Here is a 19,524-nt window from a genome sequence, read left to right as displayed (position 1 = left end):
CGGGGTTGTCAGCGGTCGCACGGCGGGGTCAAACTGCGAGGCTTATCGCTGGCATCGTCCTTCAAAAGGCTCCGGTCTTGCCGCGTACATCATTCATTTTGCGAAAGCTTCGCAGTCTATTCGGGGACCCGACATGGAATTGGTTGTTAAAAGCACAAGCCCAGAAACCTTGAAGACCGCTACTCTGGTTGTCACCGTAGGCGAAAATCGTGTGCTCGGCACTGCCGCTCAAAGCGTCGATGCACTCAGCGGCGGAGCCATTGCTGCCGTCCTCAAGCGCGGCGACCTGGCTGGCAAGCCAGGCCAGAGCCTGCTGCTGCACAACCTGCCCAACCTCAAGGCCGAGCGCGTACTGCTGGTGGGTGTCGGCAAGGAAGCAGAACTGTCGGACCGCCAATTCAAGAAAGTCGTCTCCAGCGTACTCTCGACCCTCAAGACGCTGGGCGGCAGCGACGCGGCCATCGCACTGGATCAGGTGGTGGTGAAGAACCGCGACACTTACGGCAAGGCTCGCCTGCTGGTGGAAACCCTGGCCGACGGGGAATACGTGTTCGACCGCTTCAAGAGCCAGAAAGCCGAACCCCGCGCCCTGAAGAAAATCACCCTGCTGACCGCCAAGGCCAGTGTGGCCGATGTCGAGCGCGCCGCCACTCACGGTCAGGCCATCGCCAAGGGCATGGCATTCACCCGCGACCTGGGCAACCTGCCACCGAATATCTGCCACCCGACCTACCTGGGCGAGCAGGCCAAGGCATTGGGCAAGGCTCACAAGAACCTGAAAGTCGAAGTGCATGACGAGAAGAAACTCGCCGAACTGGGCATGGGCTCCTTCCTGGCCGTGGCACAGGGCAGCGCCCAGCCACCGCGCCTGATCGTCATGAACTACCAGGGCGGCAAGAAAAGCGAAAAACCGTTCGTGCTGGTCGGCAAGGGCATCACCTTCGACACCGGCGGTATCAGCATCAAGCCTGCAGCCGGCATGGACGAGATGAAGTTCGACATGTGCGGTGCGGCCAGCGTGTTCGGCACCCTGCGTTCCGTGCTGGAGCTGCAACTGCCGATCAACCTGGTCTGCATCCTGGCCTGTGCCGAAAACATGCCGAGCGGCACCGCGACCCGCCCGGGCGATATCGTCAAGACCATGAGCGGCCAGACCGTCGAAATCCTCAACACCGACGCCGAAGGCCGTCTGGTGCTGTGTGACGCACTGACCTACGCCGAACGCTTCAAGCCACAGGCCGTCATCGACATCGCGACCCTGACCGGTGCCTGCGTCGTAGCGCTGGGCGGCCATACAACCGGCCTGCTGGGCAACAACGATGTACTGATCAATCAACTGCTCGATGCAGGCAAACAGGCGGATGACCGTGCCTGGCAATTGCCGCTGTTCGACGAGTATCAGGAGCAACTGGACAGCCCGTTCGCGGACATCGCCAACATCGGCGGCCCGAAAGGCGGCACCATCACGGCGGCCTGCTTCCTGTCGCGCTTCGCCAAGGCCTACAGCTGGGCGCATCTGGACATCGCCGGCACGGCCTGGCTGAGCGGCGGCAAGGAAAAAGGCGCCACCGGTCGCCCGGTTCCTCTGCTGACTCAATACCTGCTCGACCGCGCCAACGCCTAAGATGCCTTGCGGCGTATGGGCCTGACCGGCCGATACGCCGCTGGCACGGAAACAGACATGACCCAAGTCGACTTTTACATTCTCCCCAGCGCAGATCCTGCCGCACGGCTGGACTTTGCCTGCAAGCTGACGGAAAAGGCCTGGCGTCTGGGACACAAGGTTTACCTGCACTGCAGCGATGCGGCTCAGCGTGAAGACCTCGATGCCCGGCTATGGCGCTTCAAGGGCGAAGTATTCCTGCCCCACGGCGAAGCCGAGAACGATCACGATGCACCGGTCGTGCTGGGCCTGGGCGATGATTCGGGCAGCCATGACGACCTGCTGGTCAACCTGGACCTGCGCATCCCGGCCTTCTTCAAGCGCTTCGCCCGCGTGGCGGAAGTCGTCGTGGAAGAGCCGGCCATACGCCTGGCGGCACGAGAGAGTTTCCGCTCGTACCGCGAACAGGGTTATCCTCCACAGGATCACCGACTACAGCGCCTTTGAGTACACGATGGATACTTCAAAAAAAGCTGAATCCGTCCACCTGCTGGACGACCTGGAGTCAATTCGCCAGTTGCTCGGCGATGACGACCTGCAACCGCCCTTGCTGACAGACACGGTTCATCGCGAAGGTCAGATCCCGTTGCTGTTCGATGTGGTCGGTGAGAAACCGGACCTGCCTCTGGAGCTGGACTTCGACAACCCGGACATCCCGACACTGATGCCGGAGCCTCCGGCCCCGATGGCTGCACCTCAACCGACGCCTCCCTCCCCTCCGGACCCGGACACCCTGCTGCACCTGGACATCGAATTGCGCACAGCCGCGCAGTTGATCATGCAAGAAGTGATCGACGACTTCGCGCCCCATATCGAAACCGAAATCAAGCGACGGCTCGATGCGAGGCTGGAAAGGCTGCTGGCCGCAGCAGCGTCAAGCGGTAAGTCTTAAAAGCTGCAAGCTGTAAGCTTCAAGCAGCAAGAAGAAGCAGAAGCGCACCACTCAACGCTTGCGGCTTGCGGCTTGCGGCTTGCGGCTTGCGGCTTGTAGCTTACCGCTGCCCCCCCGGTCTATACTTGTCGGCTTTTATGAATCAATGCCACAGGGTCCCGCCGCGCATGGACAAGACTTACCAGCCGCACGCCATCGAAACTTCCTGGTACCAGACTTGGGAGTCCGAAAACTATTTCGCTCCGCAAGGCGCGGGCGACTCCTACACCATCATGATTCCGCCACCGAACGTGACCGGCAGCCTGCACATGGGTCACGGTTTCAACAACGCGATCATGGATGCCCTGATCCGTTTCCGTCGCATGCAGGGTCGCAATACCCTGTGGCAGCCGGGTACCGACCATGCGGGTATCGCCACGCAGATGCTGGTCGAGCGCCGCATCGAGGCCCAGGGCCTGAACCGTCATGAACTGGGTCGCGAGAAGTTCCTGGAGAAAATCTGGGAATGGAAAGCCGAGTCCGGCGGCAACATCAGCCGTCAGATCCGTCGCCTGGGCTCGTCCGTCGACTGGAGCCGCGAGCGCTTCACCATGGACGACGGCCTGTCGGACGCGGTCAAGGAAGCCTTCGTGCGCCTGCATGAAGACGGCCTGATCTACCGTGGCAAGCGTCTGGTCAACTGGGACACCAAGCTGCACACCGCGATTTCCGATCTGGAAGTGGAAAACCACGACGAGAAAGGCCACCTGTGGAACTTGCGTTACCCGCTGGCCGATGGCGCGAAGACCGCTGAAGGCCTGGATTACCTGATCGTGGCCACCACGCGTCCGGAAACCATGCTCGGCGACGCCGCTGTCGCGGTAAACCCTGAAGACGAGCGTTACAAGGCACTGATCGGCAAGTTCGTCGAACTGCCGCTGATCGGCCGTCGTATCCCGATCATCGCCGACGATTACTGCGACCCTGAATTCGGCACCGGCTGCGTGAAAATCACCCCGGCCCACGACTTCAACGACTACGAAGTCGGCAAGCGTCACAACCTGCCGCTGCTGAACATCTTCGACAAGAACGCTGCTGTTCTGCCTGCCGCTCAGGTGTTCAACCTCGACGGCACGCTCAACGAGTCCATCGATGGCCGCCTGCCTGCCGAATACGCTGGCCTGGACCGTTTCGAGGCCCGCAAGCAGATCGTCGCCGCCTTCGACGCCGCCGGCCTGCTGGTCAGCGTCGATGACCACGCCCTGAAAGTCCCGAAAGGCGACCGCTCCGGCACCATCATCGAGCCGTGGCTGACCGACCAGTGGTACGTGTCCACCAAGCCCCTGGCCGAGCCGGCCATCGCAGCCGTGGAAGACGGCCGCATCGCCTTCGTACCCAAGCAGTACGAGAACATGTATTTCTCCTGGATGCGCGACATTCAGGACTGGTGCATCAGCCGTCAGCTCTGGTGGGGCCACCGCATCCCGGCCTGGTACGACGAGTCCGGCAAGGTCTATGTCGGCCGCGACGAAGCCGAAGTCCGCGCCAAGCACAACCTGGGGCCGGACGTAGCGCTGCAACAGGACAACGACGTACTCGACACCTGGTTCAGCTCGGGCCTGTGGACTTTCTCCACCCTGGGCTGGCCTGAAAAGACCAAGGCGCTGGAAACCTTCCACTCCACCGACGTGCTGGTCACCGGTTTCGACATCATTTTCTTCTGGGTCGCCCGGATGATCATGCTGACCATGCACCTGGTGAAAAACGAGGACGGCACGCCGCAGGTTCCGTTCAAGACCGTTTATGTCCACGGTCTGGTGCGCGACGGTCAGGGCCAGAAGATGTCCAAGTCCAAGGGCAACGTTCTGGACCCGCTGGACATCGTCGACGGTATCGACCTGGAAACCCTGGTCCAGAAACGCACCAGCGGCCTGATGCAGCCACAACTGGCCAAGAAGATCGAAAAGCAGACCCGTCAGGAGTTCACCGACGGCATCGCCAGCTACGGCACCGATGCCCTGCGCTTCACCTTCTGCTCGCTGGCGTCCACCGGTCGCGACATCAAGTTCGACATGGGCCGCGTCGAAGGCTATCGCAACTTCTGCAACAAGATCTGGAACGCCGCGCGTTACGTGCTGGACAAGGGTGAAGACTGCGGTCAGAACGGCGAAGAAGTCGAACTGTCGCTGGCCGATCGCTGGATCATCTCGCAACTGCAACGCACCGAAGCCGAAGTGACCCGCCAGCTGGATCAGTTCCGCTTCGACCTGGCGGCTCAAGCCCTGTACGAGTTCATCTGGAACCAGTATTGCGACTGGTACCTGGAGCTGTCCAAGCCTGTGCTGTGGGACGAAAACGCACCGATCGAGCGTCAGCGCGGCACCCGTCGCACACTGGTGCGCGTACTGGAGGTCGCGTTGCGTCTGGCGCATCCGTTCATGCCGTTCATCACCGAAGAAATCTGGCAGCGTCTGGCACCTCTGGCCGGCATCAACGGCAAGACCATCATGCTGCAGCCATGGCCGGTGGCCAACGAGAGCCGCATCGATCCGGCCGCCGAAGACGACATCGAATGGCTCAAGGGCCTGATGCTGGCGGTACGCAACATCCGTGGCGAAATGAACATCGGCCCGGGCAAACCGCTGCAACTGTTCCTCAAGAACGTCACGGCCGAAGACCAGCGTCGCCTGAGCGAAAACGATTACCTGCTCAAGAAACTGGCCAAGCTCGAATCCATCACCGTATTGGCCGCTGGCGCAGAAGCGCCGCTGTCCGCGACCGGTCTGGTGGGCGAAATGGAAGTGCTGGTGCCCATGGCCGGCCTGATCGACAAGGGTGCCGAACTGGCGCGTCTGGACAAGGAAATCCAGCGTCTGCAAGGCGAAGTCCAGCGCGTAGGCGGCAAGCTGTCCAACGCCGCCTTCGTCGACAAGGCTCCGCCTGAAGTCATCGCCAAGGAACGCGCCAAACTGGCCGAATCCGAACAGGCACTGGGCAAGCTGGCCGAGCAACACGCCCGCATCGCCAGTTTGTAATCCTGCGGCTGGTAGGAGCGGATTTATCCGCGAGAGGTTACCTGAAGGCGATACATGCTCTTGGGTCTCTCGCGAATAAATTCGCTCCTACGGGGCGCATCAGAACGATTTCTCATGACCACGCCAAGCACTCCCAAGCCCCCACGCAAGAAACCCCAGCGCCCGGCCAAACCCGCGGAGCCTCGCGAAAAAGCCACGCTGCACCCCCGCAATCGCCATCAGGGCCGTTACGACTTTCCCAAGCTGATCAAAAGCAGCCCGGAGCTGGCCGAGTTCGTGATCATCAATCCTTACGGGAAAGAGAGCATCGACTTCGCCAATCCGCAGGCCGTGCGTGTCTTCAACCGGGCGTTGCTCAAGTCGCTGTATGGCATAGCTCATTGGGATATTCCGGCGGATTACCTGTGCCCGCCGATTCCGGGCCGGGCGGACTACCTGCACTTTCTCGCCGACCTGCTGGCCAGCGAGAACGGCGGCGTCATCCCGCGTGGGGCCTCGATCAAGGCGCTGGATATCGGCACCGGTGCCAACTGTATCTATCCGCTGCTGGGGCATAGCGACTACGGCTGGCACTTCACAGGTTCGGATATCGACAGCACCGCCATCGCGACAGCCACGACCATCGTCAAGGCCAACGGGCTGGACAAGGCCATCAAGGTGCGCCAGCAAGCCAATCGCAAACACATCCTGCTGGGCCTGCTCGACAGCAGCGAACGCTTCGATGTGAGCCTGTGCAATCCGCCCTTCCATGCCTCGCTGGAGGAAGCGCAACGCGGCAGCCAGCGCAAATGGCGGGCACTGGGCAAGGCCGACCCCAAGCGCAAGCTGCCGGTACTCAATTTTGGCGGGCAGTCGCAGGAACTATGGTGCGTCGGCGGGGAGATCGGTTTCGTGACCCAGCTGATTCACGAAAGCGCCCAGATACCCGAGCAGGTACGCTGGTTCAGCACACTGGTGTCCAAGGCCTCGAACCTGCCCGCCATCCAGGCCGCTCTGAAAAGAGCCGGGGCCGTCGACAGCCGGGTCGTGGAAATGGGCCAGGGCCAGAAACAGAGCCGCTTCGTGGCCTGGACCTTCCACCGCACTCCGTAGGAGCGGATTCATCCGCGAAAAAGCCGGTACATCCCAAACAAATGTATCGCCCTTTAAGCGGCCTTCGCGGATGAATCCGCTCCCACACAGACTATGTGAAAACATAGCGAGCGAAGGTCAGACAAGGCGAAAGCAGGCGAGGAAGCGGAGTTTACGTGTTGTAAATGAGCATTCCGAGCCTGCTTTCAACGCAGCATGACCGAGAGCAGCAGTTTTCAGGCAATAAAAAAGCCGTGCCCGGTAACCCGGCGCACGGCTCTTCAAGCAAGCGTGAACTTACTTGTTGATCGAGTCGTTCAGCACTTTGGCCGGTACGAACTTGATGACTTTCTTGGCAGCGATTTCGATGGCAGCGCCAGTCGAAGGGTTGCGGCCGGTGCGAGCTGGACGCTCAGCGACTTTCAGCTTGCCGATGCCTGGCAGGGTGATTTCAACGCCGTTTTCCAATTGGTCGGCAACAATTTGGCCCAATTGCTCAAGAGCATTACGCGCGGTGGTTTTTGGCGCGTCGATAGCTTCTGCGATATCGGCGATCAATTGGTCTTTAGTCAGAGCCATGGTGGTGTTCCTTCCCTATCAAATTCATTTGGATTGCAGAACGCAACGTCGGCCAGAGGCCAGGCAATGAACCTGGCTCCTGCTGGCAGCCACGATTAATCGCGAAATGTAGATACTGAAACCGGATTTTGGTTCGGCCTTTATCCACACAATCTGCATGCTTGGCGCGCTAGAGTGCGCAAGACCGCGCAAAACTAGCACAGAGCCGGGTAAATATCCGCCCTTACCTATCCTTTTGGTCAGCTTTAAACACGAATCGATCAAAAAATAGACATAAAACACCCTTTGCGAAGGAAAACCGGCTACCTCAAGGCCATTTTCCAGCGTGTGCGTTACACTGGCGGCCTTGTAACAAGCTGCCTGCTCCCTATCACCATCAGCCGAGATACCCATGCCGATCCGTCATTGCATCGTCCACCTGATCGACAAGAAACCCGACGGTACGCCCGCAGTTCTCCATGCACGCGACTCCGAACTCGCTGAGTCCCAGGCCATCGAAAACATGCTGGCGGACCTCAACGAAAGCTACAACGCCAAACAGGGCAAGGCCTGGGGACTGTTCCACGCAGAGTCCGGTGCGCACCCCTTCAGCGGCTGGCTGAAAGAGTATCTGGACGGCGGTAACGATTTCACGGCGTTCTCCCGCGTATCGGTGGAGCATCTGCAAAAGCTGATGGAAGAGTCCAACCTGTCGGTGGGCGGGCATGTGCTGTTCGCTCACTACCAGCAAGGCATGACCGACTACCTGGCCATCGCCCTGCTGCACCACAGCGAAGGCGTCGCGGTGAATGACGAGCTGGACGTCACCCCGTCGCGTCACCTGGACCTGGGGCAACTGCATCTGGCCGCCCGGATCAATATCTCGGAATGGCAGAACAACAAGCAGTCCAAGCAGTACATTTCCTTCATCAAGGGCAAGAACGGCAAGAAGGTCTCCGAATACTTCCGTGACTTCATCGGCTGTCAGGAAGGCGTGGATGGCCCTGGCGAAACCCGCACCCTGCTCAAGGCCTTCAGCGACTTCGTGGAAAGTGAAGACCTGCCCGAAGAGTCGGCACGGGAAAAGACCAAGACCCTGGTGGATTACGCCAGCAGCCAGACCAAGCTGGGCGAACCCATGGGCCTGGAAGAGCTGTCCGAACTGATCGATGAAGATCGCCCGCGCGCCTTCTACGATCACATCCGCAACAAGGATTACGGCCTGTCTCCGGAGATCCCGGCAGACAAGCGCACCCTTAACCAGTTCCGCCGCTTCACGGGCCGTGCAGAGGGGCTGTCGATCAGCTTCGAGGCACACCTGCTGGGTGACAAGATTGAGTACGACGAACAGGCTGGCACACTGATCATCAAAGGCCTGCCGACTCAGCTCACCGACCAGCTGAAACGGCGGTAACCCCCGATGCTGATGCGCACACTCAAGAAATTCGCCCTGATCATGCTGGTGGTCGTGGTCTATCAGAACTGGGGCAAGATCGAGAACCTGATCAACCCGCCCCCTGCGAGTGTTGCGCACAGCTACAGCCAGGCGAAGGTCGTGATGTACGCGACCGAATGGTGTGGCTACTGCAAGCAGACACGCCGTTTTCTGGACAGCAAAGGCATCGCCTTCACAGAGTACGACATCGAGAAATCCGCCGAGGGCCGCAAGGCCTACGAAGCCCTGGGCGGACGCGGCATCCCGCTGCTGGATGTCAACGGGACGCTGATCCGGGGCTTCTCCCCGGACGAGATCCTGGCCGCCTTGAAGTAGGAGCGGATTTATCCGCGAAGACGCCTGTAAACCCGCAAGAAATGCATCGGCAGGAAGAGATGGTCTTCGCGAATGAATTCGCTCCTATGCCATCCGGAATCCAAGCCGTGGGAAATGCACATGCACCACACCGGCCCGGTCATCCTCACGGCGCAGGATCAGCTCTTCTCGTCCATTGAACACCAGTTCCCCTTCCACAGCGTCCACACCGTAATCCGTGGCTGAAATGGCCACCCGGTCCCCGGCCTTGAAGCCGTTCGGGTCGACGAAGACCTCTTCAGGCAAGGCAGCCGGTGTCGCCTCTGCCGCGATCTGCACAGCCTCGGCAGAAGCAAGGTCGCTATGGGCGCCATGCCCGAAGCCCAACACACGCCCCAGCCAGGCCAATACCGCCGGGTAATCCTCCACCAGCGGAGCCGTCACGGGCGTCTGCTTGAGAAACCAGAGGGTATGGGCCACGGAGAAATCAGCAATGGAAGGCTCACCGAACAGGAAATCGCCGTTGCGCTCCAGTTGCAGTTCCAGACGCGCCATCAGCGTTGGCCACTGATGCAGGGCCTGCTCCAGCGGCAGGCGTGTCGCGCTCCCGCCATCAAACAAGGCCGCACGGTCCGCGACAAACGCTTTCACGGCCTCCGGCGGCACCTTGGCAAAGCGCACGGCCAGGGAAGCAGGCTGAAACACCAGGCTGACGGCATGCATGAAGAGAATGGAATCGCCCCAGGCCGCCATACCGGCCACCGTGAACTCCTGCCCTTCGGGATAAAACGACGGGGAAGCCTTTTCCTGCTCCAGACGACGCGCGATCAAGGCCGTGTCGCAATAGATGTCTGCGCCGACCTGCAATACCGGCGTCTTGCGATAACCGCCCGTGAGCGCCGTAAGGTCAGGCTTGGGCATGACGGCCGGGATTGTCACAGACCGCCACGACAGCCCCTTGAAGCCCAGCATCAGGCGGGCCTTCTCGGCGAACAGCGATGCGGGGTAATGATGCAGGATCAGCTCTGACATGTTTGGCCTTCCTCAGACGGGGAAAACCAACAGCTTAGTCTTCAAGGCCCTGTCAGCCTACCGCTTCAACCCGATAACGCAGCATCACGGATATTGATGGGCGTGCCGGCATAGCTTGCCGCCAGCACCTCCTTGGCACTCTTGCGCAGCTTCTTGATCAGCCGCTCCTGACGCAACGCCTCACCTTTGCTCTCCCATTCCTCAACGTAGACCAGCGCCATGGCCGGGCTGGAGTGGAAGAAACGTGCGCCCTTGCCACTCTGATGAGCGGCAAAGCGCCGATGGGGATCGTCACTGATGCCGCAGTACAACGAACCGTTGGCGGCGCGCACCAGATAGACGAACCAGGACTTGCCGACAGGTTCTGCGGCCACCCTGACACTGCTAGCGGCTTCAGGCATGGTGCTTTTCAGTGAAGGCCTTGAGTCCTTTGCGGGCCTGTTCACGAATCGCGTTCTGCACCAGCGGTGTCCAGCCCAGCAAAACCCCTTTGCCGCCCAAGGCCTGGCGTGACCAGCGCCACAGGTCGAAATGGTCATGGTGCTCACAGATCTTGCCGTCCCGGAAGACAAAGCGAGCCTGGATGTTATTCACCACGGTGCGTCCCGTCTGGCTGAACAGGTAAGTCGCCACCCAATGCGCACCGCCGCCACGCTCATCGGCCCGTACGTTATCGAAGGTGACCGAGAACTCCTGAGCCCGTGAAACGAGCATGCGCCACATGTCACCCGCCTGCCTGCCACGCAACTCGCCGAAAACAGGGTCACTGAACAGAACATCGTCGCTGTAGCAGGCCGCCATGCCTTCGGCATCCAGACGGGCGAACGACTCGTAGAACCGGGTAATCAATGCGCTATTGGCTTGGCTTTTTTGTTCGTTGCTCATGCATTCAGGTCCATTGGGAGCAAAAGATGGTGAACGATAAGCGGCAAATCGACACTTTGCCATCTTCATTCGCAGAAGAAATGGTGCCGCAGGAGCGAATTCATTCGCGAAGATACATTCGCGAATGAACTCGCTCCTGCGAACCTCAAATCTTCTCGCTGGTGACCTGCACATGCAAGGCGCGCCCCGCGCCGATCCCGGCGATGGTCGCCCCCACGCCGAGCACCGCGAAAATCCAGCCGAGCGAATCCCAGCTCCCTGTCAGGTCATGCACCACACCGACGGCAAACGGGCCCAGCGAAGCGATGGTGTATCCAACCCCCTGGGCCATGCCCGACAGATTGGCCGCGACATGGGAATCCCGGGAGCGCAGCACGATCAACGCCAGCGCCAGGCTGAACGCACCGCCCTGCCCCAGCCCCAGCACGATGGCCCAGCCCCACAACCCTTCCAGCGGGGCATACAGGCAACCGAACAGACCGCCCAGAGTCAGTGCCATGACGCTCACGATGGCCAGGCGCTGGTCCTTGCAGCGTGTCGCCAGCCAGGGCGCACTCAAGGCGCTGACCAGTTGCACGATAATCGAACCGGACAACAGCAGACCCGCCTGCGTCGGTGTCAGACCGCGCCCGATCAGCACCGAGGGCAGCCAGCCGAAGACGATATAGGCCAGAGAGGATTGCAGCCCCATATACAGCGTGACCTGCCAGGCCAGCGGATCGCGAAACAGGCCACGCACCCGGTACGCAACCTGATGGCTCGCATGCAGCTCACGAGCCTGTGGAAACCAGACGATTGCAGCCAGCACCGCCGGAATCATCCAGAACCCCAGGCCGATGTCCCAGCGGTCATCGAAATAGTGGGTCAAGGGCACCGTCGAGCCGGCGGCAATCGCCGCGCCCAGGCACAGCGCCATGGTGTAGACCCCCGTCATGGAGCCGGCCTGGGCGGGAAAATCCCGTTTGACGATACCCGGCAGCAGCACACCGATGATTCCGATGCTTGCGCCCGCCAGCAGGCTGCCAGCGAACAGCCCGACTTCACCCAGCGTGCTGCGCAGGACAATACCGATCGCCAGCACCAGCAGAATCCCGAACACCACCCGTTCGCTGCCGAAACGTCGCGCAAGCCTAGGCGCCAGTGGCGCGAACAACCCCAGGCACAATACTGGCAAGGTTGTCAGCAAGCCGGCTCTGGCCGCCGACAGACCAAGGCTTTCGGAAACCTCGTTGAGCAGCGGTGCAATGCTCGACAGGGCCGGACGCAGGTTAAGGGCAACCAGCACCAGGCCCAGCAGTATCAGCCAGGGGCGTTTGAGAATCGGGGTGTCATGGGAAGGGGTCGTGCTCGCCTGAGGCGCCTTGGTCGTCATGAGTCTCTCGTAGGGCAGGATAGGTCACTGCGCAGTGCGCAAAGGGTGTGCATCCTGTTGGAGAACCCCGCCGAATACAAGTTCGCTTCCGGATATCCATAAAAAACCCGGACACGAGGTCCGGGTTCTTCATGCTGCTTCTGCCACTCAGTGAATGATCTGGCTGAGGAACAGTTTGGTACGGTCGCTTTGCGGGTTATCGAAGAAGTCGTTCGGCGCAGCCTGTTCGACGATTTCGCCCTTGTCCATGAAGATCACGCGGTTGGCCACGGTGCGGGCGAAGCCCATTTCGTGGGTTACGCAGAGCATGGTCATGCCCTCTTCGGCCAGGCTGACCATGGTGTCGAGCACTTCCTTGACCATTTCCGGGTCGAGTGCCGAGGTCGGCTCGTCGAACAGCATGATTTTCGGCTTCATGCACAGCGCACGGGCAATCGCCACACGCTGTTGCTGACCGCCGGAAAGCTGGCCAGGGTACTTGTGGGCCTGCTCTGGAATGCGCACACGCTCAAGGTAGTGCATGGCGATTTCTTCAGCTTTCTTCTTCGGCATCTTGCGCACCCACATCGGGGCCAGCGTGCAGTTCTGCAGGATGGTCAGGTGCGGGAACAGGTTGAAGTGCTGGAACACCATGCCGACTTCACGGCGGATGGTTTCGATCTGACGCAGGTCGGAGGTCAGTTCGGTGCCGTCCACGATGATACGGCCTTGCTGGTGCTCTTCCAGACGGTTCAGGCAACGAATGGTGGTCGACTTGCCCGAGCCCGAAGGCCCGCACAGGACGATACGCTCGCCCTGACGCACGTTCAGGTTGATGTCTTTCAACACATGGAACTGGCCGTACCACTTGTGTACGCCTTCCATCCGGATCATGCCTTCGGCGCCCAGAGGCTTACTGATAGCTTCACTCATCACAAAACTCCTAACGCTTGTGGCCTGTGTCCAGCTTACGCTCCAGATGCATGGAGTAGCGGGACATGCCGAAACAGAAAATCCAGAACACCAGTGCCGCGAAGACATAGCCTTCGGTGGCCATACCGAGCCAGTTAGGGTCGGCGGCAGCTTGCTTGACGCTGTTGAGCAGGTCGAACAGGCCGATGATGATCACCAGACTTGTATCCTTGAACAGGGCAATGAAGGTGTTGACGATACCGGGGATCACCAGCTTCAGTGCCTGAGGCAGGATCACCAGCCCCATTGCACGCCAGTAACCCAGGCCCATCGCCGCAGCGGCTTCATATTGCCCTTTGGGAATGGCTTGCATGCCGCCACGTACCACTTCGGCGATATAGGCCGACTGGAACAGGATCACGCCGATCAGGGCACGCAGCAGCTTGTCGAAGTTCATGCCTTCGGGCAGGAACAGCGGCAGCATCACCGAGGACATGAACAGCACGGTAATCAACGGCACGCCGCGCCAGAACTCGATGAAGGTGACGCAGACCACACGTACGGCCGGCATGTTGGAACGACGTCCCAGAGCCAGCAGAATCCCCAATGGCAGAGCCCCCACGATACCGACGGTGGCAATGACCAGCGTCAGCATCAGGCCGCCCCACTGGCTGGTCGCCACAGTGGCCAGACCGAATGCACCGCCATGCAGCAGGTAGAACGCAACGATCGGGTAGATCACCAGGAAGCTCAGGCCGTAAACGGCCTTGCGCTGGAACCGGGAGATGAACAGCGGCGCTACGCCCACGATCGCCAGGAAGACAGTCAGGTCAACCCTCCAGCGCAACTCGCTGGGGAAATAGCCGTACATGAACTGGCCGAAACGCTGCTCGATGAACACCCAGCAGGCACCGGCCTTGGTGCAGTCGGCGCGGGTAGTACCGACCCAGTTCGCATCCAGGAATGCCCAGTTGATGATCGGTGGCACAATCAGCCACACCAGATAGATCGCGAACAGGGTCAGCAGCGTGTTGAGCCAGCTGGAGAACAGGTTCGCGCGCATCCATGCCACCACGCCCACGCTGGTTTTCGGCGGAGCGAGGTTGGGTTTGAAAGTATGAGTCGTCATGCGTGTTTCCTCACCGCTCGATCAGCGCAATGCGCTTGTTGTACCAGTTCATCAACAGGGAAATGCTGATGCTGATTGCCAGGTACACGCTCATGGTGATGGCAATGACTTCGATGGCCTGACCGGTCTGGTTCAGTACGGTGCCTGCGAACAGCGACACCATTTCCGGGTAACCGATACCGGCCGCCAGCGAGGAGTTCTTCGCCAGGTTCAGGTATTGGCTGGTCAGTGGCGGAATGATCACGCGCAGCGCCTGCGGAATGATGACCTTGCGCAGTGTCGGACCCGGACGCAAGCCAAGGGAACGGGCAGCTTCGGTCTGGCCATGGCTGACCGACTTGATGCCCGAACGCACGATTTCGGCGATGAACGCCGCGGTGTATACGGTCAGGGCCAGGGTCAGGGCCAGCAGCTCGGGGATCAGTACCCAGCCGCCAACGAAGTTGAAGCCCTTGAGCTGAGGCAGTTCCCAATGCACGGGAGAACCGAAGATCAAGGCGCTCAGCCCCGGGATCACGACGATCAGGCCAAGCGCGGCCCAGAACTTGTGGAAAGGCTCGCCGGTCAGCTCGAAACGCTTGTTGGCCCAACGGACCATCGCCACGATGGCGACAATGGCAACGACGATGCTGACAAGGAAAGGCCACATGCCTTCGGCGGCAAACGCCCGGGGCATGTTCAGGCCACGGCTGCTGACATAGAACATGTCCAGGTAACCATGGGCATTGCGCGGGCCGGGCAGGTTCAGGAATACCGCGAAGTACCAGAACAGGATCTGCAACAGGGGTGGAATGTTACGGAAGACCTCGACATAGACGGTCGCCAGCTTGCTGATCATCCAGTTGGGCGACAGGCGCGCCACACCGATGATGAAGCCCAGGATCGTCGCCAGAACGATACCGATGAACGAAACCAGCAAGGTATTGAGCAGGCCGATGACAAACACGCGGGCATAACTGTCCGATTCGGTGTAGTCGATCAGGTGCTGGGCAATACCGAAGCCGGCGCTGCGCTCAAGGAAGCTGAAGCCGGAGGTGATACCACGATGTTCAAGGTTGGTCTGGGTGTTGTCGAACAGGAACCAGCCCAACGAGACCACCGCCACAATGGTGATGATCTGAAATAACCACGCGCGCACTCTCGGGTCGCTCATAGAGAGCTTTTGCTTTGGTGCGCCGATTTCATTTTGCATGAAGTGCCCCAGAAGAAACGGAACAGAACAAAACGCCCGGCAGTCCTTTCAGACAACCGGGCGCAGGGTCAATCAGCGAATAGGTGGTGCGTACTGAATGCCGCCATTGTTCCACAGAGCATTTTGGCCACGCTTGATTTTCAAGTTGGTGCTTTCGCCCAGGTTACGCTCGAAAACTTCGCCGTAGTTACCGACTTGTTTAACGATCTTGACGACCCAGTCCTTAGGCAGTTTCAGATCCTTGCCGTACTCGCCGTCAGCGCCGAGCATACGGGCAACGTCAGGGTTCTTGGTCGATTTCGCTTCAGCTTCGACGTTCTTGGACGTGATGCCAGCTTCTTCCGCGTTCAGCATGGCGAACAGGGTCCACTTGACGATGGAGAACCACTCTTCGTCGCCTTTACGTACGACCGGGCCCAGAGGCTCCTTGGAGATGACTTCAGGCAGAACGACGTAATCGTTCGGGCTGGCCAGCTTGCTGCGCTGTGCATAGAGCTGCGACTGGTCGGAAGTCAGCACGTCGCAACGACCGCTTTCCAGCGACTTGGCGCTTTCGTCGGAGGTGTCGAAAGTGATCGGGGTGAATTTCAGACCGTTGGCACGGAAGTAGTCGGAAACGTTCAGCTCGGTGGTGGTACCCGCCTGGATACAAACGGTTGCGCCGTCCAGTTCCTTGGCGCTCTTGACGCCCAGCTTGTTGTTTACCAGGAAGCCGATACCGTCGTAGTAGGTCACGCCGGCGAAGACCAGGCCCATGCCTGCGTCACGAGAGCTGGTCCAGGTGGTGTTGCGCGACAGCACGTCGACTTCGCCCGATTGCAGCGCGGTGAAACGCTCCTTGGCGTTCAACTGGCTGAACTTGACCTTGGTTGCGTCGCCGAAAACGGCAGCGGCTACGGCGCGGCATACGTCAGCGTCGATACCGGTGATCTTGCCTGTAGCGTCTGGAACGGAGAACCCTGGCAGGCCATCGCTGACACCGCACTGAACAAAACCTTTCTTCTGGATAGCGTCAAGTGTGGCACCGGCGTTAGCTGCACCGGTCACGCCGAGTGCTGCTACAGCTGTCACGACCGCCAGTGTGGATTTCAACATCTTCATTCAAACCTCCAGTGTGCTCTTTATTGTTTGGAACCTTCGTCACGCCGCACCCTTGTGAGGCATTGCCGACCCGTGCTGGCTTTTTTTTGGGTCATGCGACGTCGGGCCTGAACCATGAGTCGAGTGCAAGATCATCCTGTCACATCAATCTTCATCGTCCGTTTGCGGCCCCTTGGACTAAAGTTCCGTGTATAACCCGGACCAGAGCGGTACAGGATCAATCATGCCGAGAATCCTGACGCATGGACTCCCGTGCCGCCTTCGATCGTTACAAGTAATAGCCAAATAGTGTTACCGAACGATGTGGGCGCTTTGTCTCCACCTGATTCATAGCAAAGCCCGTACCAGCATGCTGGCTATGTCGAATTAGCGACAGGTCAAGTCGAAAACTTGTAACCTTGCGACATCTTCTTTCACATTCAATACAGGCGCGCACCTTATTAATGCGCAGCCAAACAAATAACGCACACAATTGGAGCATTCATGAGCGAACCCCTGATCCTTCAGCCTGTCGGCCAGACCGACGCCTGTGTCATCTGGCTGCACGGCCTGGGTGCCGACCGTTATGACTTCATGCCAGTGGCCGAAGCCCTCCAGGAATCCCTGCTGACCACCCGGTTTATCCTGCCCCAGGCACCGACCCGTGCAGTCACCGTCAATGGTGGCTATGCAATGCCCAGCTGGTACGACATCAAAACCATGAGCGCCGAAGCCCGCTCCATCGATCATGAACAGATGGAAGCCTCGGCACAGCAGGTGCTGGACCTGATCGAACAGCAACGCGACAGCGGCATCGATCCTTCCCGGATCTTCCTGGCCGGTTTCTCCCAGGGCGGTGCCGTGGTGCTGCATACGGCCTACAAGCGCTGGCAGGGACCCTTGGGTGGCGTACTGGCCTTGTCCACCTACGCACCGACCTTCAACGACCAGATGACCCTGTCCGCCAGCCAGCAACGCATTCCAGCCTGCTGCCTGCATGGCTACCACGACGAAGTGGTCCACAACGCCATGGGCAGGACAGCCTACGAATACCTGAAAACACTGGGTGTAACCGCCGAATGGAAAGAGTACCCAATGGGCCATCAAGTGTTACCGCAAGAAATTTCAGACATCCAGATCTGGCTCTCGGACAAGCTTCGGTAACGCTTTCTGAAAAGACAGATTGAACCGGCCTGATCGGGCGCTTGTGTAGCGAACTTCGGATGAGACTACGCCGCGCCCGATTCTTGCTTTACACTGCTCGGCGTACATTCCTTAACCAATTGACGAGACGACCGTGCTCAAAGCACTTAAAAAGATGTTCGGTAAAAGCGAGGCTGAGCAGCTCGCGCCCAACCACGCAACATCCACTTCCCCTTCCAGAGCTGGCGAAAGCGAATCACAGGATCGTGCGAACACGGCTTCGGCACACGCTCCGGCGCCTGCCAAAGCACCTGCAGCGCCTCGACAGCCCCGCAGCGACAAACCCAAGGCCGAGCGTCCACGTCGGGAGCGAGCGCCCAAACCGCCGGTCATCGCCTGGAAACCCGAAGATTTCGTCGTCGAACCTCAGGAAGGCAAGACCCGCTTCCATGACTTCGATCTGGCCCCCGAACTGATGCACGCGATCCATGACCTGGGCTTCCCGTACTGCACGCCGATCCAGGCGGGTGTATTGGGTTACACCCTCAAGGGCAAGGACGCGATCGGCCGCGCCCAGACCGGCACGGGCAAGACCGCCGCGTTTCTGATTTCGATCATCACGCAACTGACCCAGACACCGCCGCCCAAAGAGCGCTACATGGGTGAACCCCGCGCCCTGATCATCGCCCCGACCCGCGAGCTGGTGGTGCAGATCGCCAAGGACGCGGCAGCCCTGACCAAATACACCAACCTGAACGTCATGACGTTCGTGGGTGGCATGGACTTCGACAAGCAGCTCAAGCAGCTCGAAGCCCGCCATTGCGACATTCTGGTGGCCACACCGGGACGCCTGCTGGACTTCAACCAGCGCGGTGAAGTCCATCTGGACATGGTCGAAGTGATGGTTCTCGACGAAGCCGACCGCATGCTGGACATGGGTTTCATCCCCCAGGTGCGTCAGATCATTCGCCAGACCCCGCATAAGGGCGAGCGCCAGACCCTGCTGTTCTCCGCCACCTTCACCGACGACGTGATGAACCTGGCCAAGCAATGGACCACCGACCCGGCCATCGTCGAGATCGAGGCCGAGAACGTCGCCAACTCAAACGTCGAACAGCATATCTACGCGGTGGCGTCGGCCGACAAGTACAAACTGCTGTACAACCTGGTCACCGACAATGGCTGGGAGCGTGTGATGGTCTTTGCCAACCGCAAGGACGAAGTGCGCCGCATCGAAGAACGTCTGGTCCGCGATGGCGTCAACGCCGCGCAACTGTCGGGCGATGTGCCCCAGCACAAGCGGATCAAGACGCTGGAAGGGTTCCGCGAAGGCAAGATTCGGGTATTGGTGGCGACAGACGTCGCAGGTCGCGGCATCCATATCGATGGCATCAGCCATGTCATCAACTTCACCCTGCCGGAAGTGCCGGACGATTATGTGCATCGCATCGGGCGAACAGGCCGCGCGGGCGCAGACGGCGTTTCGATCAGCTTTGCCGGTGAGGACGACTCGTATCAGCTTCCGGCCATCGAAGAGAAGCTGGGACGCAAGATCAGTTGTGAAATGCCACCGACCGAGTTGCTGCGGGCGGTGGTGCGCAAGGCCTGAGGTCTTTCGCGGATGAATCCGCTCCTACTGTAGGAGCGAATTCATTCGCGAAACTTCCGCAAAACTCGTATCAACTTCCGGCTATCGAAAAGAAGCTGGGGATGCCACCGACCGAGTTGTTGCGGGCGGTGGTGCGCAAGGCCTGAGGTCTTTCGCGGATGAATCCGCTCCTACCGTAGGAGCGAATTCATTCGCGAAACTTCCGCAAAACTCGTATCAACTTCCGGCTATCGAAAAGAAGCT

Annotated in this window: 17 protein-coding genes and 1 pseudogene; 9 read left to right on the top strand and 9 right to left on the bottom strand. The window is 59.8% G+C overall.

The window, feature by feature from the left end; genetic code table 11:
- Positions 1-133: 133 nt before the first annotated feature.
- The 5 genes from ACIPY9_RS01095 to rlmF all read left to right on the top strand — a co-directional run bounded on the left by ACIPY9_RS01095 (position 134) and on the right by rlmF (position 6,661).
- On the top strand, positions 134-1,624 hold the full coding sequence (locus ACIPY9_RS01095; protein WP_400696388.1) for a leucyl aminopeptidase: 1,491 nt from the start codon (positions 134-136) through the stop codon (positions 1,622-1,624).
- Positions 1,625-1,681: 57 nt separating this feature from the next.
- Entirely contained in the window at positions 1,682-2,110 is a 429-nt protein-coding gene (locus tag ACIPY9_RS01090; RefSeq protein WP_400696387.1) for a DNA polymerase III subunit chi, read from the top strand.
- 7 nt (positions 2,111-2,117) lie between these two features.
- The gene (locus tag ACIPY9_RS01085) at positions 2,118-2,555 is read left to right on the top strand and encodes a DNA polymerase III subunit chi (protein ID WP_400696386.1); all 438 of its coding nucleotides are present in this window, start codon (positions 2,118-2,120) and stop codon (positions 2,553-2,555) included.
- Positions 2,556-2,722: 167 nt separating this feature from the next.
- Positions 2,723-5,569: a valine--tRNA ligase gene (locus ACIPY9_RS01080; protein WP_400696385.1), complete on the top strand. Its 2,847-nt coding sequence runs from the start codon at positions 2,723-2,725 to the stop codon at positions 5,567-5,569.
- 114 nt (positions 5,570-5,683) lie between these two features.
- Positions 5,684-6,661, top strand: coding sequence for a 23S rRNA (adenine(1618)-N(6))-methyltransferase RlmF (gene rlmF, locus ACIPY9_RS01075; protein WP_400696384.1), 978 nt, complete (start codon positions 5,684-5,686; stop codon positions 6,659-6,661).
- 276 nt (positions 6,662-6,937) lie between these two features.
- On the opposite strand, the gene ACIPY9_RS01070 is transcribed toward rlmF, so the two are convergent.
- Positions 6,938-7,219, bottom strand: a complete 282-nt coding sequence (locus tag ACIPY9_RS01070; RefSeq protein ID WP_020304671.1) for an HU family DNA-binding protein — start codon at positions 7,217-7,219, stop codon at positions 6,938-6,940.
- 391 nt (positions 7,220-7,610) lie between these two features.
- Here ACIPY9_RS01070 and yejK point away from each other — a divergent pair, with 391 nt between their 5' ends.
- A complete protein-coding gene (gene yejK, locus ACIPY9_RS01065) occupies positions 7,611-8,612 on the top strand; it encodes a nucleoid-associated protein YejK (RefSeq protein ID WP_400696383.1) in 1,002 nt (333 codons plus the stop codon).
- Positions 8,613-8,618: 6 nt separating this feature from the next.
- Entirely contained in the window at positions 8,619-8,969 is a 351-nt protein-coding gene (locus tag ACIPY9_RS01060; protein ID WP_400696382.1) for a glutaredoxin family protein, read from the top strand.
- 84 nt (positions 8,970-9,053) lie between these two features.
- Here the strand turns inward: ACIPY9_RS01060 and ACIPY9_RS01055 are convergent, their stop codons facing one another.
- The 8 genes from ACIPY9_RS01055 to ACIPY9_RS01020 form a co-directional block, all read right to left on the bottom strand.
- Positions 9,054-9,980, bottom strand: coding sequence for a glutathione S-transferase family protein (locus ACIPY9_RS01055; RefSeq protein WP_400696381.1), 927 nt, complete (start codon positions 9,978-9,980; stop codon positions 9,054-9,056).
- 65 nt (positions 9,981-10,045) lie between these two features.
- Complete coding sequence (locus ACIPY9_RS01050; RefSeq protein ID WP_400696379.1) at positions 10,046-10,381, bottom strand: GIY-YIG nuclease family protein; 336 nt, start codon at positions 10,379-10,381, stop codon at positions 10,046-10,048.
- A complete protein-coding gene (locus ACIPY9_RS01045) occupies positions 10,374-10,865 on the bottom strand; it encodes a nuclear transport factor 2 family protein (protein ID WP_400696378.1) in 492 nt (163 codons plus the stop codon). Before ACIPY9_RS01045 ends, ACIPY9_RS01050 begins: the two co-directional genes overlap by 8 nt.
- 145 nt (positions 10,866-11,010) lie before the next feature.
- Positions 11,011-12,237: a CynX/NimT family MFS transporter gene (locus ACIPY9_RS01040; protein ID WP_400696376.1), complete on the bottom strand. Its 1,227-nt coding sequence runs from the start codon at positions 12,235-12,237 to the stop codon at positions 11,011-11,013.
- A gap of 147 nt (positions 12,238-12,384) precedes the next feature.
- Complete coding sequence (locus ACIPY9_RS01035; protein ID WP_400696375.1) at positions 12,385-13,149, bottom strand: amino acid ABC transporter ATP-binding protein; 765 nt, start codon at positions 13,147-13,149, stop codon at positions 12,385-12,387.
- Positions 13,150-13,159: 10 nt separating this feature from the next.
- Positions 13,160-14,257 (bottom strand): amino acid ABC transporter permease, encoded by a 1,098-nt coding sequence (locus ACIPY9_RS01030; RefSeq protein WP_400696373.1) that lies wholly within the window; start codon positions 14,255-14,257, stop codon positions 13,160-13,162.
- Between the two features lie 10 nt (positions 14,258-14,267).
- Complete coding sequence (locus ACIPY9_RS01025; protein WP_400696372.1) at positions 14,268-15,449, bottom strand: amino acid ABC transporter permease; 1,182 nt, start codon at positions 15,447-15,449, stop codon at positions 14,268-14,270.
- A gap of 72 nt (positions 15,450-15,521) precedes the next feature.
- Positions 15,522-16,550, bottom strand: a complete 1,029-nt coding sequence (locus ACIPY9_RS01020) for an amino acid ABC transporter substrate-binding protein (RefSeq protein ID WP_400696371.1) — start codon at positions 16,548-16,550, stop codon at positions 15,522-15,524.
- Between the two features lie 483 nt (positions 16,551-17,033).
- Between ACIPY9_RS01020 and ACIPY9_RS01015 the strand changes: the two genes are divergently transcribed.
- The gene (locus ACIPY9_RS01015) at positions 17,034-17,693 is read left to right on the top strand and encodes an alpha/beta hydrolase (protein WP_400696370.1); all 660 of its coding nucleotides are present in this window, start codon (positions 17,034-17,036) and stop codon (positions 17,691-17,693) included.
- Between the two features lie 298 nt (positions 17,694-17,991).
- A pseudogene (gene rhlB, locus ACIPY9_RS01010) lies at positions 17,992-19,281 on the top strand (ATP-dependent RNA helicase RhlB); the annotation flags it as partial.
- Positions 19,282-19,524 lie beyond the last annotated feature (243 nt).

This window comes from Pseudomonas sp. NPDC089734 (assembly GCF_044748865.1).
GTDB lineage: Bacteria > Pseudomonadota > Gammaproteobacteria > Pseudomonadales > Pseudomonadaceae > Aquipseudomonas.
This window is presented reverse-complemented; position numbering and strand designations above follow the sequence as displayed.

Excerpts from the sequence above, each read along its gene's own strand:
- ACIPY9_RS01095 (WP_400696388.1), top strand. The coding sequence starts at position 134 with ATGGAATTGGTTGTTAAAAGCACAAGCCCAGAAACCTTGAAGACCGCT.
- ACIPY9_RS01090 (WP_400696387.1), top strand. The coding sequence starts at position 1,682 with ATGACCCAAGTCGACTTTTACATTCTCCCCAGCGCAGATCCTGCCGCA.
- ACIPY9_RS01085 (WP_400696386.1), top strand. The coding sequence starts at position 2,118 with ATGGATACTTCAAAAAAAGCTGAATCCGTCCACCTGCTGGACGACCTG.
- ACIPY9_RS01080 (WP_400696385.1), top strand. The coding sequence starts at position 2,723 with ATGGACAAGACTTACCAGCCGCACGCCATCGAAACTTCCTGGTACCAG.
- rlmF (WP_400696384.1), top strand. The coding sequence starts at position 5,684 with ATGACCACGCCAAGCACTCCCAAGCCCCCACGCAAGAAACCCCAGCGC.
- ACIPY9_RS01070 (WP_020304671.1), bottom strand. The coding sequence starts at position 7,219 with ATGGCTCTGACTAAAGACCAATTGATCGCCGATATCGCAGAAGCTATC.
- yejK (WP_400696383.1), top strand. The coding sequence starts at position 7,611 with ATGCCGATCCGTCATTGCATCGTCCACCTGATCGACAAGAAACCCGAC.
- ACIPY9_RS01060 (WP_400696382.1), top strand. The coding sequence starts at position 8,619 with ATGCTGATGCGCACACTCAAGAAATTCGCCCTGATCATGCTGGTGGTC.
- ACIPY9_RS01055 (WP_400696381.1), bottom strand. The coding sequence starts at position 9,980 with ATGTCAGAGCTGATCCTGCATCATTACCCCGCATCGCTGTTCGCCGAG.
- ACIPY9_RS01050 (WP_400696379.1), bottom strand. The coding sequence starts at position 10,381 with ATGCCTGAAGCCGCTAGCAGTGTCAGGGTGGCCGCAGAACCTGTCGGC.
- ACIPY9_RS01045 (WP_400696378.1), bottom strand. The coding sequence starts at position 10,865 with ATGAGCAACGAACAAAAAAGCCAAGCCAATAGCGCATTGATTACCCGG.
- ACIPY9_RS01040 (WP_400696376.1), bottom strand. The coding sequence starts at position 12,237 with ATGACGACCAAGGCGCCTCAGGCGAGCACGACCCCTTCCCATGACACC.
- ACIPY9_RS01035 (WP_400696375.1), bottom strand. The coding sequence starts at position 13,149 with ATGAGTGAAGCTATCAGTAAGCCTCTGGGCGCCGAAGGCATGATCCGG.
- ACIPY9_RS01030 (WP_400696373.1), bottom strand. The coding sequence starts at position 14,257 with ATGACGACTCATACTTTCAAACCCAACCTCGCTCCGCCGAAAACCAGC.
- ACIPY9_RS01025 (WP_400696372.1), bottom strand. The coding sequence starts at position 15,449 with ATGCAAAATGAAATCGGCGCACCAAAGCAAAAGCTCTCTATGAGCGAC.
- ACIPY9_RS01020 (WP_400696371.1), bottom strand. The coding sequence starts at position 16,550 with ATGAAGATGTTGAAATCCACACTGGCGGTCGTGACAGCTGTAGCAGCA.
- ACIPY9_RS01015 (WP_400696370.1), top strand. The coding sequence starts at position 17,034 with ATGAGCGAACCCCTGATCCTTCAGCCTGTCGGCCAGACCGACGCCTGT.